The organism is Arthrobacter sp. TJ-254, from assembly GCF_058269175.1.
Map to the genome: position 1 here is coordinate 1,003,552 of NZ_JBZCNF010000001.1, position 13,946 is coordinate 1,017,497.

Below are 13,946 nucleotides of genomic sequence, written 5' to 3' on the forward strand. Positions count from 1 at the left end.
ACCGGGACGACCGCGGGCGCCATTTCTCATCGGTGCCCCGATCCCACCAACTTTAGGGCGATCCGCTTGCGTGTGGGGGAGCCGATTGCCACCCACACAAGCTTCGTTTCCGGCCAGTAGCTGAGGCTCTGGAAGTGCGTCATTTCTCGCGAGAGTGTCTCGAACGCGCTGCAAGCCGCTGTGAGCGTTCGCTTGGATGGGGATCTCAGGCTCGCTATGAATTGCCGGGTGATTAGACGTTGAGAGCTCTTGGGACGGTGAGTTCGCCGCGCTCGATGGGGTTTCGAACGGATTCGAGCACGGCCGCTTCGCGTTCGCAACTGGGCGCGTAGCCCAGGCGAGCGACGGCCTTCTCGATCCGAATTACTGGCTACGGTGCAGGTGACCCCAGCTCGACTCGGCGAACTCTGCGGAGGTTGTCGTGCGGAAGTCGTCCCAGCCGACGCTCTCCAGTGTTGCCTCCTGCCCGAACCAGCCGGCGGCAATCGGGGCTGGCCCCGGGGTTCGCTTGACTCCTGACTAGGAAGAGCCAGCTGGGGCTAATGGCCATGTGACGGGGCCTGATGGTCGGCGCCCGGATCCCACCAGGACGCTTTCTGTGTCTCTGTAGCCGCCAGTGAGGAGACCGGAGGTCGCCGCAACCTCCTTCCGCTCGTCGTGATGGTTGGGGGGACCACCTAGCCGGGGGTTCTATTCCGTTCGATTCACAACCTCGGAATTCCGGTCTTCCGAGCCGACCTGCCGCGCGAACACGCTTTCTCACCGCAAGCCAATGCGACATTGCGGTGATGGGCGTGAGTCGGCATGGCTGGGGGCGTCTCCTTAGCCCTCCGCGGCGATCAGGGCGGATGGCGCATGGGAGAAGGGCTGGTAGGTGATGTAGCCTTCGTCGCCGCCTTGGTAGTAGGTGTCGACATCCGCAACGGCAAGAGGGTGGTCTGCGCGCAGGCGTTCGACAAGGTCGGGATTGGCTAGGAATGCCCGCCCGAAGGAAATCAGATCTGCGCCCTCAAGAAGCCAACGGTCAGCATCTTCGCGCGTAGATGGAACGGCACTGCCGGGCTTCGACGGATTGACGATTAGAGCGCCCGCCCACGCCCGGCGCAGGCCGCGGATCACGTCTTCTTCCGGGCTTGCGGCCACGTGGAGGTATGCCAGGCCAAGCGGGGCCAGTTCTTCGAGCAGCGCCCCGTACAGCTCCGGTATGTCGGACTCGCTCACGTCCCAGATCCCCGCGCCGGGCGACACCCGCAGCCCAACGCGGTCTGCCCCGATTGCATCGGCCGTCGCGGTCACGGCTTCCACGGCAAAGCGGATGCGCCCGGTGACGGTTCCGCCGTAGCGGTCGGTGCGGAGGTTGGCGTTGCTCGACAGGAACTGCCCGATCAGATATCCGTTTGCGCCGTGCAGCTCAACGCCGTCGAACCCTGCCTCCATGGCCCCCCGCGCCGCCGTCGCGTACGACTCCGCCACACCGGGGACTTCACTGGTCCCAAGTGCCCGCGGCACGGGCGCCAACTGCGGGCCCGAGGGGGTGAAGACATATGCGTCACGGGCTGCAACCGCCGAGGGCGCAACAGCCTGGTGGCCGGTGGTGTCGGGGTGACTGATCCTGCCGGCGTGCATGATCTGGGCGAAGATCCGGCCGCCGTTGACGTGCACGGCTGATGTGACCTGCCGCCAGGAGTCAATTTGCGCGGCGTCATACAGACCCGGCGTGAGTGGATTCGACTGTCCTTCCAGGCTCGGTTGGATGCCTTCCGAAATGATCAATCCAGCGGTCGCCCGCTGCGCATAGTAGGTTGCCATCGATGCCGTGGCGAGTCCCTCAACACCGGAACGTACCCGAGTCATGGGAGACATGACGATCCGGTTGGGGAGGTGCAGCTCGCTGAGGGGCAGAGTATCGAAGAGAGAAGTCATACAATTACGCTAGAACCTGACGCTAACGTCAGGTGCAAATCTATGGCGGTCATGGTCGAACACGCCGCGCGAAGGGAGCGTCGATGCGCATCGGTGAACTGGCCCGGCAGTCCGGTGTGAGTGTACGGGCGCTGCGGTACTACGAGGAGCAGGGACTGCTGGTGAGCACGCGCACCTCCGGCGGCCAGCGCGAGTTCGAAAGCAGCGCGGTGGACCGTGTCAGGTTTTTCCAGACGTTGTACGCGGCGGGGCTGAGCAGCCGCCGCATCGCGGAATTGTTGCCTTGCATCGACACAGGCGGCACCACCAAGGAACAGCAGGCGATGCTGCAGTCCGAGCGGGAGGCGCTGGCGCATCGCATCGCAGAACTGCTCGAGGCGAGTGCACGTCTCGATCAACTCATCACCGCCTCGAACGCCCGTTCCCTCTAGGCTGTCTACCCGTCGGCGCCGGTGATAATGCGGGCGGTGTCAGCCATCACCCATGGCTCGAGCGCGAGCAGCAGCCCGGGACGCAGGGTGTACCCGCGACCCGGCCGACCCGTGTTCGCGACATGGGGGTCCTGGTGCATCGTCGATCCGATGCCATCGTGCTTTACCTCGTGCTGAATACATTCCTCCTCCTTGCTGCTCCGCTGCTGCGTATCAACCTCGGTGCTGCACTCGGCCGGTCACCCAGCAGTCATTTGCACCTGACGTTAGCGTCAGGTTCTAGGCTGGCGCTGCTGCAGGGAAACGCCCTGCACGGGAAGTTGAGGAGACCCCATGCGGGCTGCGCGCTATCACGAGTACGGGAACCCAAACGTGATGATCATCGAGGAAACCACCGAACCCCACGCCACAGCGGGTTCCATCCGGATCAAGGTGCGGGCGGTGAGCGTCAATCCAATCGATTACCTGCTGCGTTCTGGTGTCATCCAGGAGGTGCTTCCCATCGGGCTGCCTGCGATACCTGGACGCGATGCCGTTGGAGTCATCGACGAGGTCGGAGAGGGAGTCTCGAACGCACGTGTCGGGGACCTCGTTTTCGGACTTGGAGGCGTGAGTGATACCACTGCGGAGTTCGCGGTGCTCACGGCCTGGAGTGAGGTTCCATCCAACTGGTCGGTGGAACAGGCGGCCGCCGCGGGGCTCGCCTCCGCCACGGCTGCAGGGGTGCTCAACGCGCTCGGGGACCTGTCAGGTAAGACGTTCCTGATCGAGGGTGCTTCGGGTGCCGTGGGAAGCGCTGCCGCCGCCTTCGCGCTGGCCGCCGGTGCCCGCGTGATCGGCACGGCGCGGCCTGAAAACCATGAACACCTCGGCAAGCTCGGAGTTGCAACGACGACGTACGGGCCGGGTCTTGCCGACCGGGTCAAAGCGCTGGCACCCGAGGGGATCGATGCCGCCTTGCATTCGGCGCCGTCGGCGTCGCTGCCGGACCTGGTGGACATTGTCGGAGACACCTCCCGTGTCATCACCGTCATCGACGCAGAGGGGGCCGCACGTCTGGGCCTCCGCAAGGTGGACGCCGTGAACGACTCCTCCCTTCTCGACCACGCTGCCGCCCTCGGCCGGCTCGGCCTGTACAGCCCCCGTGTCGACCACGTCCTGCCCCTCGCATCGATTCGGGAGGCGCACGAGCTCTCCGCGGGCGGGGCCGGCAAGATCGTCGTCACCCTGACCTGACAGCAACTCAGAGCACCAGGGACCAGAGCCATGCCGGGGACCGGGGGCGGGGGCCACGAGATCTTGGACGGCAAGATCGCCGCAGTGCAGAACCAGTTCTCCCCCGCGTTCCGTTCCGGCGAGGTCGGACTCCGCGAAGGCATCGGAACTGGAACTCTCCCCCGGGGAAATCAAGGCACTTTCCGGCACTGAATAGTTCTTCGTCAATCAACCGGAGCGCCCGTCCTTCTCCACGGAAGGACGGGCGTTTGTGCGCGGCGCTCCTTGGCATCCACCCAGTCGATGGCTGAGGCAAAACCGGAGCATCCGTAGGAGCGGTACACGTGCTTCCTGTCCTGGACGTGAACAGCAAAGGCGACACCGTCACATCGATCGTCCGGTGAGCAGTGAGAGTCTTCAACACGCTCGACTCAGTAGACACGATCGATGTGATGAAGGCTTTCACCCCTAGCCCGAATTACCAGAGATACTGGTGTGCCCGGAGTTTCAGCCCGGCCAGCGTCCTGCTTCGAACTCACTGATGGCGGTTTCACCGGCGGCTTAGTATGCCGGATAAGTTCCACCGTCACCATTCCAGCCCCGTCGAAGCCAGGTTGAGGTCACGAGTTGGGTAAGGTCCCATAACGTGCGGCGGGATCGAGGTGGAGACCGGACTTGAGCCCGACCGTGATGGGGTCGGCGAGTACCTCTGTCCTGGACTGCTCGATGCCGTCCAGAGCCGCGGCGACAACATCGGCGGGGCGGGTCTTCGGTGCATCGATCCCGGCCGTCATATCGGTGTCGACCAGAGCCATATGCAGACCAAGCACCTCGGTGCCTTGTGCGGCCAATAAAACGCGTGTGGCGTCGGTCAGGCTCCACGCCGCGGCTTTCGACGCTGCGTAGGACGTTGCTCCGGGAGCGCTGAACCACGCGGCAGCTGACAATACGTTGAGTACTGCACCGCCGCCGTTGGCTCCAAGAACCGGAGCGAATGCCCGCGTCATCTTCAGGGCGCCGAAGAAGTTGATCTCAAACTCCCGCCGGATCACTTCGAGGTCCCCGGCTAGGAGATCAGCCCCCGACGCCACGCCTGCGTTATTGATCAGCAGATCGACATCGACCGCCAGTGCGGCCACCGCCTCGATCTGATCGTCATCGGTGATATCCAGCTCGAGAACTTCGACACCCTCGACTCCACCAGGGGGCTGGATGGAGTCCGTGTCGCGGGCGGTCGCGTAAATTCTGTCCGCTCCGCGGGCCTTGAGCTGACGGACGAACTCGGCGCCGATCCCCCTATTGGCGCCCGTGATGAGCACTGTTGAACCCTTGATCTGCATGGAAACACTTCTTTCTGTAGTGGACGCTAGTAAATCCACACAAACGTAGCACATTTCCTAGCGGACACTATATAATGGTTCTGTGGCAGGCAGACCGAGAACATTCGACCGTGAGGCGGCGCTGATTGTCGCGATGGAACATTTTTGGCGGAATGGTTACGAGGGAACGACCGTCGCGAAACTGACCGAAGCCATCGGCATCACCCCGCCAAGCCTCTACGCCGCGTTCGGAGACAAGGATCAACTCTTTGAAGCTGCCGCGGCCTTGTACTTCGCCGGCGTGCGTCGGCAGTCCGAAAAAGCTTTGTCCTTGCCGACGCTTCGCGAAAGCGTCACCGAGATGCTTCACCTCAGCGCCTTCTCACACACCAGCGAAGACACACCTCCCGGCTGTTTCCTCGCGCTCGAACCCCGCCTCGCTGAGCACAGGGAAATACTCCGGCGCCGCATCGCGGAGCGCGTCGCCCAAGGCATCGAAGAGGGCGAAGTACCAGAAGGTTCTGACCCCGAGCAGATTGCCAACTACATCATGGCCATTCACAACGGCATGGCAGCACGCGCGCGCGACGGAGGAACCACCACCGAGCTGCTCGCGATCGCCGACATGGGACTCAGCGCCGTCCCTGCCCGCTGAACACAAAAAACAGCACGCCTAAGACAGGTATTGGAGCGGTGCCGCTCCGCAGCCGTCGTTCACGAGGTTGTACACCTGCGCTGAGCTTTACCTGTTCGTGATGAGGCGGTGTGCAACCGGCTGAGGGGATCCTGTTGTCCCCGTGGGCGTGAGAAAGCCCATAGGAGAAGGATCCTTTGCAGCGCGCCTCGGGGCGAGGGCGGACCCGCATCCTGCGCCCCTCCACCCTGTGATGCCGGTGCTCGGGTGGCGTGCCGGCAGTAACTATGGCGCGCGGCAGGCCTGCCGGAAGTGTCGAAGCATCTGAAGTTTGACTCGGTTGTAAGAACATGGTTTCTACTCGAAGTCGTGCACGCGCGGTGGACGCCGCAAGCTTCCCCCACGCTGCCTCCCCAGTGGAATGGAGTTGTGGCGCTGACCGTCTTGGTCGTTGGCGTCGGCCTGAATGTCCCGCAGCTATTGCAACCGTTCCTGGCAGTCCCTCCTCTGACGGAACGCTTCGACACCTACGAACCTCCCATCCCGCTGCCGCTCCGGCCAAGCATTCCGCTTGGATTGCGGCCGCGTTGGGAAGCATCGACCGCGGGCTCCGACTCGAATCCACTGGCTGCTCAGGGGACTGGCGAGTTGACCGGTGCCCATCAATAAATCCCATATGAAGGAACTAACATGACGAATCGGTTCGATCAGACTGCCCGAGATTCCGGGGGTGAGGAGCAGGAGCATCAAACGCTGGTCACGGTGCGCCCCACTCCGCTGAAGGAGAGGTCTCTGGCGCCCGACCTCGCACGTGGCGTCATGCTGCTGCTCATCGCCCTGGCACACGCCCCCTACTTTCTCTACACCGCGCCCATCGGGACCATAGGCATCCACCCCGTCATCGGCAACCTGGCGGATCGCCTCGCCCAGGGGTTCACCCTGATGGCGGTCGATGCCCGCGTCTACACCATGTTCGGATTCCTCTTCGCCTACGGGATCGGGCAGATGTATGCCCGCCAGACCGCCAAAGGCACCAGCCCCGCCGATGCCAAGCACCTCCTGCGCCGGCGCCACTGGTGGATGATCGCCTTCGGCGCCGTCCATGCGGCCCTGCTGTGGCAAGGAGACATCATCGGTTCGTACGGCCTGATCGGGCTGATCATGGTTCCGCTGTTCTTCGACCGGACCGACCGCACCTTAAAGATCTGGATCGGCGTGCTGCTGGCACTCACCGCCGTCCTTGGGCTCATGGGCGCACTGGCGTCCACGGTCACCACCGGGCAGCCAGCAACCAATCCCCAAGACATTCAGCTTCTCAGCATCGCTGAACCGAACTACCTGATCTCGGTGCTCGAACGGCTCCCCGCCTGGATCGCTATCCTGATTGGCAGCCTTGCGGGCGTTTCGCTGCCGGCGGCGTTCCTTATGGGCGTGCTTGCCTCACGGCACCGGATTCTGGACAACCCCGGTGAACACCTTGTGCTCCTGCGGCGGCTGGCCGTAGGGGGCATCGCCGCCGGCTGGGCGACGGGCGCCGCCCTGGCGTTTCAGCACACCGGCGTCATCGATATCGCCCCCGACGCCGTCGTCCAACACATCAGCCTCTTTGCAGGAACCTTCACCGGCATCGGCTACGCCGCACTGTTCGGCCTCATCGCGCACCGCGTGTCCCGGAGGTCCGCACCAGCCAGCGGCCCCGTCCGCTGGGTCTCTGCCCTTGGCCGGCGCTCCATGAGCGGATACCTCGTCCAATCCCTCGCATGGGGTCCGGTACTCGCGGCCTGGGGACTGGGCCTCGGCGCCCAGCTCTCCAGCTGGTCCGTCCTCGCCTACGCCGTCGCGGTCTGGGCGTCCACCGTTGTCCTCGCCGTTGCCATGGAGCGCCGCGGCCTGCGCGGACCGGCCGAGCTGGCACTGCGCAAACTCACCTACCGCGGTTCTGCCGCACCCAAACCCGCACCGATGGAAAACACCTGAGCACCATCCCGTCCGAGGCGCTCAGCACTTCCTGACAAGCGGTCGCCATTGCCGGGGCAGAAAACCAAGACCTTGTGTCGGGTTGATACCTCAACAACGAATATCCGATGGATGACTAGCAGAGCAAACGCTGCGGCTCCTCCATCGAGTGAGGTCCACGGCGATATCCACGGCCGTGAGCTGTACGCCGGCCTTGGTGATTTTCAGTTCGTCCTGTTGTAATCCAAAACACCCTGTTCTCCCGTCAGGGCGGGGGCGGAGCTCAGTCACCCCCCAACGCCCGGTCCCACGCCCCGCTATATGTCGGCGGTGTGGGCGTGTGGCCGGGCGGGCACGGGGAAGGAGGCACCGCGCCCCAGAAAAAACTGCAACCCAGCCACCAGACCCGGCACCCGGGCAGCACACATTGCGCCGGTTTGTCCGCAGCCAGCGAGCAATACCACCTCCGGCTTGGGAAACACTGTGCCCGAAGTCGGACTCGAACCGGACTCCCGCCCTTGAATACTCGCCGCTCCCCCGAAAACATCCGCAATCAAGACCGATCCTAGGCCGGTACGGCACAGTTAGGACCTAAAGTGTGGACACTGTCGACGCCCTGAGTTTTCCCTGCCCGGTCTTGTCAAAATGGCCGCGCCTCAGCGACAGGTGGAAATTCTTTGCTCTGCAAGACCGGACCTGGTTGGAGGAGTTCGGCCTCGTCCGAAGACGAAAGCTTCCCGCGGTGGTTTCTCCCGTCCCCTCAATGCACACCCCGGTCAGTAGGTGTGGTGAGGGGCGGCGTCGATGACGCGAAGTTAACTATCCTTCCTCTTCGCATGCGTCGCGAGACCCGGCGCATAGTCTGGGACCAGTCGTACACCGATCCTTCGAAGGAAGCTCATGCCCGTCTCCCCGCGCCCGCTACGCAAGCTCGGATTCCTTACGATCGGTTTGTTCGATCCGGCGGATCCGGCCGCGGGGCACGAGTCGACCCTGCAGATCATCGATCTCGGCGAGCGGCTGGGATTTGATAGCGCCTGGCTGCGCCACCGCCACCTGCAGTTCGGAATCTCCTCGCCTGTCGCGATGATGGCCGCCGCCAGCCAGCGCACCTCCCGAATTGAGATTGGCACGGCAGTGACACCAATGGGCTGGGAAAACCCGCTGCGCCTGGCTGAGGATCTGGCCACCGTGGATTTGCTTTCGGGCGGGCGGATCAATCCGGGCCTGAGTGTTGGGGAACCGATGCACTACGACACCGTGAAGGACGAGCTGTACCCGAATTCGTCGGCGTCGGAGGACTTCAGCTACGCACGCGTGGAACGGTTTGCCCGCTTCATCGCTGGGGAACCGATACGGGCGTTCTCCGGAAAGCAGGGCGTGGTCGAGGAGTTTTCCGACCGTGTCGAGCCGCACTCCCCCGGGCTCCGGCAACGCCTGTGGTACGGGGCAGGGAGCAGGAGGTCGGCCGTCTGGGCCGCGCGGAATGGGTTCAATCTGCTCTCCAGCAGCGTGATCTTCCCCGACGAGGACCAGGACCCCGTCTTTGCCCGGATCCAGCAGTCTCAGATCCATGCCTATCGTGAAGCAGCGGCGGCATCACCCGAAGCGCTCGGAGGGGGCCGGGTCTCGCAGGGCCTGGTGGTAATCCCGACCGATTCGGCGTCGCCGAGCCAGCGGGAGAAGTACAAACAGTACGTGCATGAACGCCTACCACGTACCCGGGCACCGCAGGGGCCGAGAGGGATGTTGTTCGCCCCGGACCTTATCGGCACCAGCGACCAGATCGCGGAACAGCTGTACGCGCATGCCGGCTTCCAGGAGGTCGATGAGGTGGCTTTCGCCTTACCGTTCAGTTTCGATCATGAGGACTATCTCCAGATACTCACCGACATCGCCACCATCCTGGGTCCAACCCTCGGATGGTCCCCGGCGGAAGTTGTCCGGGACTCACAGTAGAAGCCGCGTTCCCTCAACGCTGGGCAAAGTGCAGGGCGGGCGGGCCTTATGCTCGCTCCGGCGCCTCGGAGCGGAAGAAGTCTCGCCTGTCATTGGCGCTGTTATCGGCGACGGAGCTCTCTGATTGCAATCGCATACTGCTCCCGTTCGAGCACAGCACCCAACTTACTGTCGAGCTGCTTCTCTGTTGCATCCCGTCTGCTCTTTTCAGGGGCACTGCGCAGACACCGGAGTGGACGTCGGCGGCCTAGGCCGACCCGATCTGGGGACGGGGTGATGCAGACAGTGACCGTCTTAGCCGCGCAACTTATCCTTACTGCTCGAGCCGAACAGCAGAACACCCTGCGCCCCTAGAGCAACACGTTTCTCGGCGTTTTGAACAGTTGAGCGTGGGTGTGCTCGTCACAACACGAGAAAGGCCCCGCCGCTATGGGCAGGGCCTTCTCACGCTGCACTAAGCTCCGGTCGAGGCTTAGATGCTATTGGAGATGCGCTCGTAATCCAGTTCGCCTTCGCGGGTTTGGACGCCGGCGGCGAGGAGCTTGTCGGCCAGGTCGAAAACGTCGTCGCCGAATGCCGCGTACAGCGAGGTGTTTTCAACGGCATACGCCTCCAATGGCACTGCCGGTGCCATGGCGTTGACGGTTGTCTTGACTGCAGCGATGGTTTCCGGGCGAAGCCGCGCGATGCGACGAGCAAGAGCATCAACGTGTGCGTCGATCTCATCGGCGGGCAGTGCCCGGTTGATGAGGCCGTACCGCTCGGCGAGCTCCGCGTCGACAAGTTCAGCTCCCAGGATGAGTTCCAGGGTTCGGGCCCGGCCGATGAGGCGGGTCATATTTACGGTGCCGCCGCCGCCGGGAAGAATGCCCATCTGAACCTCGGGCTGGGCCTGTCCGGACTTGCCGACCGCTGCGAACCGCATGTCAAGGCTCATCAGGAATTCATTGCCGGCGCCGCGGGCGAAACCTGCGAGCTTGCCGATCGTTACCTGGGGCAGGTTCCGCACGTCCTCACTCAAAGCCTGAAGAATGTTCAGGCCCTCCGGGATTTCCCAGCCGGGTGCGGCCGCGATGGCCGCATTGGTGGCCGCTGGAAGGGCCTCGGAATCTGTCAGATAGGCCATGTCCCCATGAGCGATGAAGAAGTCCGGATCAGCCGACTGGAACACGATGACCCGGACAGCGGCGTCATCGTGCACCTGGTAGAGGAATCCGCGCAGTGAGGGCAGCAGGACACCATCCATCAGGTTCAGCGGCGGATGATCCAGCGTCACCGTGGCGATTCCCGCGTCGATGGAGATGTGGAGTCCCGGCAGATTGTCGTAAGTCAAAATATCTCGATTCGGAAGGGCCACACGCAGCCAAAGGGTGGAGACACCGCACCTTGGGCACTCCGGCGTCATTCGTGACACTGAGTATCAGTTTAGCACTTGAATACTGCTCGTGGGACACGGGGTAGAGTTAAGGCATGCCTCCCAGTCCTGTCAGTGTTCGAGCCATCAGTAGGCACGCAGTCCGAGCAGAACTCGCCCGCGTTGCGTTCAACGAGTTCTGCGCAACCGGCTTCAATCAGGTGACTTTTGCTGACCTCGCGGGTGCTACTGGAGTCTCCCGAAGCACGTTCCTGCGGTACTTCACGAACAAGGAAGACGTCGTCCTGTTCCTCTTCGATCCGATCGGAGACACCATCGTCGAAGCCCTGGCCGCCGATGCCCGGTCAGACGACGACTGGCATGCGCTGCGGCGCGCTTTGAATGCGGTAGTGGACTTCCTCATGCGCGACACAGGCGAAGTCATGGCATTTTTGGATTTGATCTACGAGACACCGGCACTCAGCGCCCGGTTCCGGGAGAAGCAGTTCGACTGGCGGCCGAATATTGTCCGCGAATTGCAACAAACCCATGCCGCGCCGGATGCGTCAATCGTCACTCAGGTCCGGGTTGCGGCGGCGATGGAGTGCTTTGCGGCGGCGCTAGCTGCCTGGAGGGAATCAAGAGGAAGGGAGGACCTCTCGACGCTGATCAACACCTCCTTCAGCGCCCTAGATCCCACCGACTGACGGACTGGTGGAAACCGGTGCTCGGCTATACCGACATCGAGGGGAATTTCAACGAGGCCGGCGATGAGGAGTGCATGATCCAGGACTCAGCAACCGGTCCTCGGCTGTTGTTTATCGAGGTGCCGGACGCCGCGGCGGCCAAGCGGCGGTGCGGGAAGAATCGCCTTCATCTGGACCTTCGGCCGCGTGAACACACCCGCGACCAGGAGCTGGAGGTGCTGTTGGCTCACGGAGCCACGACAGTCGATGACCTCCGCGGCAAGGACGGGCCCGGTACGGGGTGGGTTGTACTTGCTGATCCTGAAGGCAATGAGTTCTGCATCCTGAGATCCGAGGCGACCTCGCAGAAGGAGGCTGCTCGGGCACCGCCTATGTCTTCAGCACCGACGAGCCTGATGGCACCGATCGTGTCTTCGGCTGCCCGGGGGTTGAAATCGTTCGTCAGCGCCGCCGCACATGCCGTTCTGGCAGGGGCGACCCTGGACTACAGCGACCGGATCAATCCCCCGCGTTTCCGGGTCATCCGAAGCCCCAGCACCCCTCTGCGCTGTCCGTGCCACAGATCCTTCGGACACCAGTGGCCTGCCAAGGGCCAGCCACACTGCAGGGCCCGAAACGTCATGCCCTGGGACGAATGAAATCCATCGAAGAGCCCACCCATCTCAGCATTCCCCTCAGGCAGATGGCTGGTCAGCTGGTCGAAGGAGTCGCGTGGGAAGGCTGCGACCCGGAGGTGACCGGTAGGCCCGCGGAAGCGAGCAGTGACAGCTTGTCTGCGTCCTGGGAGGCCGCGTCCGGGTGGTACACGACAAGCATGAGACCTTCGGCACCGCCGATGCTCAGCCTTTCGCGATTGAGAAGCAGTTCGCCGACCTGTGGATGATTGAAGCGGAGCATGGTCCCCTTTTGCCCGCGCACTTCATATCGGGCCCAGAGCTTTGCGAAGAGGGGACTGGTCAGGGAAAGCTCTCCGACGAGTTCGATGAACCGTGGATTCTCGATATCGGTGCCGACAGATTGGCGAAGATTGGCGATCAGGCACTCTGCGACGTCTTTCCACTCCGGCTGCAGCGCCTGCTCCGCCGGGTCCAGGAACATGTCCAGGAGCTGGTTCCTCCCGATGTCCAGTCTCGGCGAGAGCGCTTTGGCGAGCGGGTTGGACGCCAGGATGTCGAAGTAGCGCCCTTCGATGAAAGCCGGCTGATTCAGCGACTCAAGGAGCTTCAACGCCCCGGGCGGGACGATCTCCCTGCGCGGGCGGCGCTGACGTTGGCGCGGAACTTCGGCCACCAGGGACAGCAGGTGCGTGAAGTGGTCATCATCCAACTGCAGGACGCGGGCTATTGCTTCCAGTACCTGCAGCGACGGATGCCGGTCGCGGCCGCGTTCAAGGCGCAGATAGTAGTCGGCGCTGATACCGGCGAGCATGGCAACCTCTTCGCGCCGGAGTCCGGGGACACGACGGACGCCCACGACGGGGATGCCTGCCTGGGCAGGGGTGATCATTTCCCGCCGGGCACGCAGGTAGGCGCCGAGCGCGTTGGCCGGGCCGTCGGTCCCGGCCCCTGATCCTGAAGTTGTTCGAGCTCCCGGTTCGGGGTTGCTGCGGGATCGGGTTAGGGGGGGTCCTGCCACACCCCGGTCTCGGGAGGGCTCTGGCTGGTTCGGGTTTGTGCGCATACGGTCGTCAACGACTCATTCACACAATCTATTTCGACAGGACATCATGACTATCTCCTTGATCACAGGGGCCAACAAAGGCATCGGCTTCGAGACCGCTCGTCAGCTTCTGGACCTCGGGCACGTCGTCTACATCGGCGCTCGCGATTCGGAGCGGGGCCAGATGGCGGCCGAGGCCATCGGTGCCCGCTTTGTCCAGCTTGACGTCACCGATGATTCTTCGGTCCGGGACGCTCTCGCGACGATTGAGGCGCGCGAAGGCCGCCTTGACGTCCTGATCCACAATGCCGGAGTTCTGCCTACGGATCTGGACGGACCCACCGCCCTTCACGCCTTCGACACGAATGCCATCGGCATTGTCCGTGTCACGGAGGCCGCGCTCCCTCTGCTGCGCAACTCGGAAAACCCCAATGTTGTCACTGTCTCCAGCACCGCGGGATCGTTCTGGGCCGTGACCAATCCCGAGCGGCCCGAATTCAATCTGCCTCTGGCGCTCTACTCGGCATCCAAAGCAGCGGCGACCATGCTCACCCTGCAGTACGCCAAATCCCAGCCAGGCATCAAGTTCAATGCCCTCGAACCCGGGACGACCGCCACCGACCTGACAGCAGCCTTCGGGGTGGGCCGACCAGCGGAGGAATCCGCCCGCGTCGTGGTTCGCCTCGCAACCCTCGGCGCGGACGGCCCCACCGGCACGCTGCAGGACGAAAACGGCCACGTTTCCTGGTAGCAGCCGGCCCAACGTTCTGAGGTGAGCGCCCGCGCTCA

At 63.4% G+C, this 13,946-nt stretch carries 12 protein-coding genes and 1 pseudogene; 8 read left to right on the forward strand and 5 right to left on the reverse strand.

Annotated features, from left to right (window positions below):
• Positions 1-822 precede the first annotated feature (822 nt).
• On the reverse strand, positions 823-1,923 hold the full coding sequence (locus tag AC4D14_RS04825; RefSeq protein ID WP_490900428.1) for an alkene reductase: 1,101 nt from the start codon (positions 1,921-1,923) through the stop codon (positions 823-825).
• Between the two features lie 83 nt (positions 1,924-2,006).
• Here AC4D14_RS04825 and AC4D14_RS04830 point away from each other — a divergent pair, with 83 nt between their 5' ends.
• The gene (locus tag AC4D14_RS04830) at positions 2,007-2,354 is read left to right on the forward strand and encodes a MerR family transcriptional regulator (RefSeq protein ID WP_490900429.1); all 348 of its coding nucleotides are present in this window, start codon (positions 2,007-2,009) and stop codon (positions 2,352-2,354) included.
• Positions 2,355-2,362: 8 nt separating this feature from the next.
• On the opposite strand, the pseudogene AC4D14_RS04835 reads toward AC4D14_RS04830, so the two are convergent.
• A pseudogene (locus tag AC4D14_RS04835) lies at positions 2,363-2,509 on the reverse strand (type I methionyl aminopeptidase); the annotation flags it as partial.
• 178 nt (positions 2,510-2,687) lie between these two features.
• On the opposite strand from AC4D14_RS04835, the gene AC4D14_RS04840 reads away from it, so the two are divergent.
• A complete protein-coding gene (locus AC4D14_RS04840) occupies positions 2,688-3,590 on the forward strand; it encodes an alcohol dehydrogenase catalytic domain-containing protein (protein WP_490900430.1) in 903 nt (300 codons plus the stop codon).
• 599 nt (positions 3,591-4,189) lie between these two features.
• Here AC4D14_RS04840 and AC4D14_RS04845 read toward each other — a convergent pair.
• On the reverse strand, positions 4,190-4,909 hold the full coding sequence (locus AC4D14_RS04845) for an SDR family oxidoreductase (protein ID WP_490900431.1): 720 nt from the start codon (positions 4,907-4,909) through the stop codon (positions 4,190-4,192).
• 82 nt (positions 4,910-4,991) lie between these two features.
• Here AC4D14_RS04845 and AC4D14_RS04850 point away from each other — a divergent pair, with 82 nt between their 5' ends.
• The 3 genes from AC4D14_RS04850 (at position 4,992) to AC4D14_RS04860 (ending at position 9,437) form a co-directional block, all read left to right on the forward strand.
• Positions 4,992-5,543, forward strand: a complete 552-nt coding sequence (locus tag AC4D14_RS04850; protein ID WP_490900432.1) for a TetR/AcrR family transcriptional regulator — start codon at positions 4,992-4,994, stop codon at positions 5,541-5,543.
• Between the two features lie 669 nt (positions 5,544-6,212).
• Positions 6,213-7,499, forward strand: coding sequence for a DUF418 domain-containing protein (locus AC4D14_RS04855; RefSeq protein ID WP_490900433.1), 1,287 nt, complete (start codon positions 6,213-6,215; stop codon positions 7,497-7,499).
• Between the two features lie 879 nt (positions 7,500-8,378).
• Complete coding sequence (locus AC4D14_RS04860; protein ID WP_490900434.1) at positions 8,379-9,437, forward strand: LLM class flavin-dependent oxidoreductase; 1,059 nt, start codon at positions 8,379-8,381, stop codon at positions 9,435-9,437.
• A gap of 472 nt (positions 9,438-9,909) precedes the next feature.
• Here AC4D14_RS04860 and AC4D14_RS04865 read toward each other — a convergent pair whose 3' ends face one another.
• A complete protein-coding gene (locus tag AC4D14_RS04865; protein ID WP_490900435.1) occupies positions 9,910-10,770 on the reverse strand; it encodes an enoyl-CoA hydratase/isomerase family protein in 861 nt (286 codons plus the stop codon).
• A gap of 137 nt (positions 10,771-10,907) precedes the next feature.
• Here AC4D14_RS04865 and AC4D14_RS04870 point away from each other — a divergent pair, with 137 nt between their 5' ends.
• Entirely contained in the window at positions 10,908-11,498 is a 591-nt protein-coding gene (locus AC4D14_RS04870) for a TetR/AcrR family transcriptional regulator (protein WP_490900436.1), read from the forward strand.
• Positions 11,499-11,515: 17 nt separating this feature from the next.
• On the forward strand, positions 11,516-12,136 hold the full coding sequence (locus AC4D14_RS04875) for a VOC family protein (RefSeq protein ID WP_490900437.1): 621 nt from the start codon (positions 11,516-11,518) through the stop codon (positions 12,134-12,136).
• A 52-nt stretch (positions 12,137-12,188) separates the two neighbouring features.
• Here AC4D14_RS04875 and AC4D14_RS04880 read toward each other — a convergent pair whose 3' ends face one another.
• Positions 12,189-13,133 carry a helix-turn-helix transcriptional regulator gene (locus tag AC4D14_RS04880; protein ID WP_490900438.1) on the reverse strand — a complete coding sequence of 315 codons (945 nt, stop codon included), beginning with the start codon at positions 13,131-13,133 and terminating at the stop codon, positions 12,189-12,191.
• A gap of 91 nt (positions 13,134-13,224) precedes the next feature.
• On the opposite strand from AC4D14_RS04880, the gene AC4D14_RS04885 reads away from it, so the two are divergent.
• Positions 13,225-13,908 carry an SDR family NAD(P)-dependent oxidoreductase gene (locus tag AC4D14_RS04885; RefSeq protein WP_490900439.1) on the forward strand — a complete coding sequence of 228 codons (684 nt, stop codon included), beginning with the start codon at positions 13,225-13,227 and terminating at the stop codon, positions 13,906-13,908.
• Positions 13,909-13,946: the final 38 nt, after the last annotated feature.

Coding starts and splice junctions, on each gene's coding strand:
- AC4D14_RS04840 (WP_490900430.1), top strand. CDS start 2,688: ATGCGGGCTGCGCGCTATCACGAGTACGGGAACCCAAACGTGATGATC.
- AC4D14_RS04855 (WP_490900433.1), top strand. CDS start 6,213: ATGACGAATCGGTTCGATCAGACTGCCCGAGATTCCGGGGGTGAGGAG.
- AC4D14_RS04825 (WP_490900428.1), bottom strand. CDS start 1,923: ATGACTTCTCTCTTCGATACTCTGCCCCTCAGCGAGCTGCACCTCCCC.
- AC4D14_RS04885 (WP_490900439.1), top strand. CDS start 13,225: ATGACTATCTCCTTGATCACAGGGGCCAACAAAGGCATCGGCTTCGAG.
- AC4D14_RS04830 (WP_490900429.1), top strand. CDS start 2,007: ATGCGCATCGGTGAACTGGCCCGGCAGTCCGGTGTGAGTGTACGGGCG.
- AC4D14_RS04845 (WP_490900431.1), bottom strand. CDS start 4,909: ATGCAGATCAAGGGTTCAACAGTGCTCATCACGGGCGCCAATAGGGGG.
- AC4D14_RS04860 (WP_490900434.1), top strand. CDS start 8,379: ATGCCCGTCTCCCCGCGCCCGCTACGCAAGCTCGGATTCCTTACGATC.
- AC4D14_RS04870 (WP_490900436.1), top strand. CDS start 10,908: ATGCCTCCCAGTCCTGTCAGTGTTCGAGCCATCAGTAGGCACGCAGTC.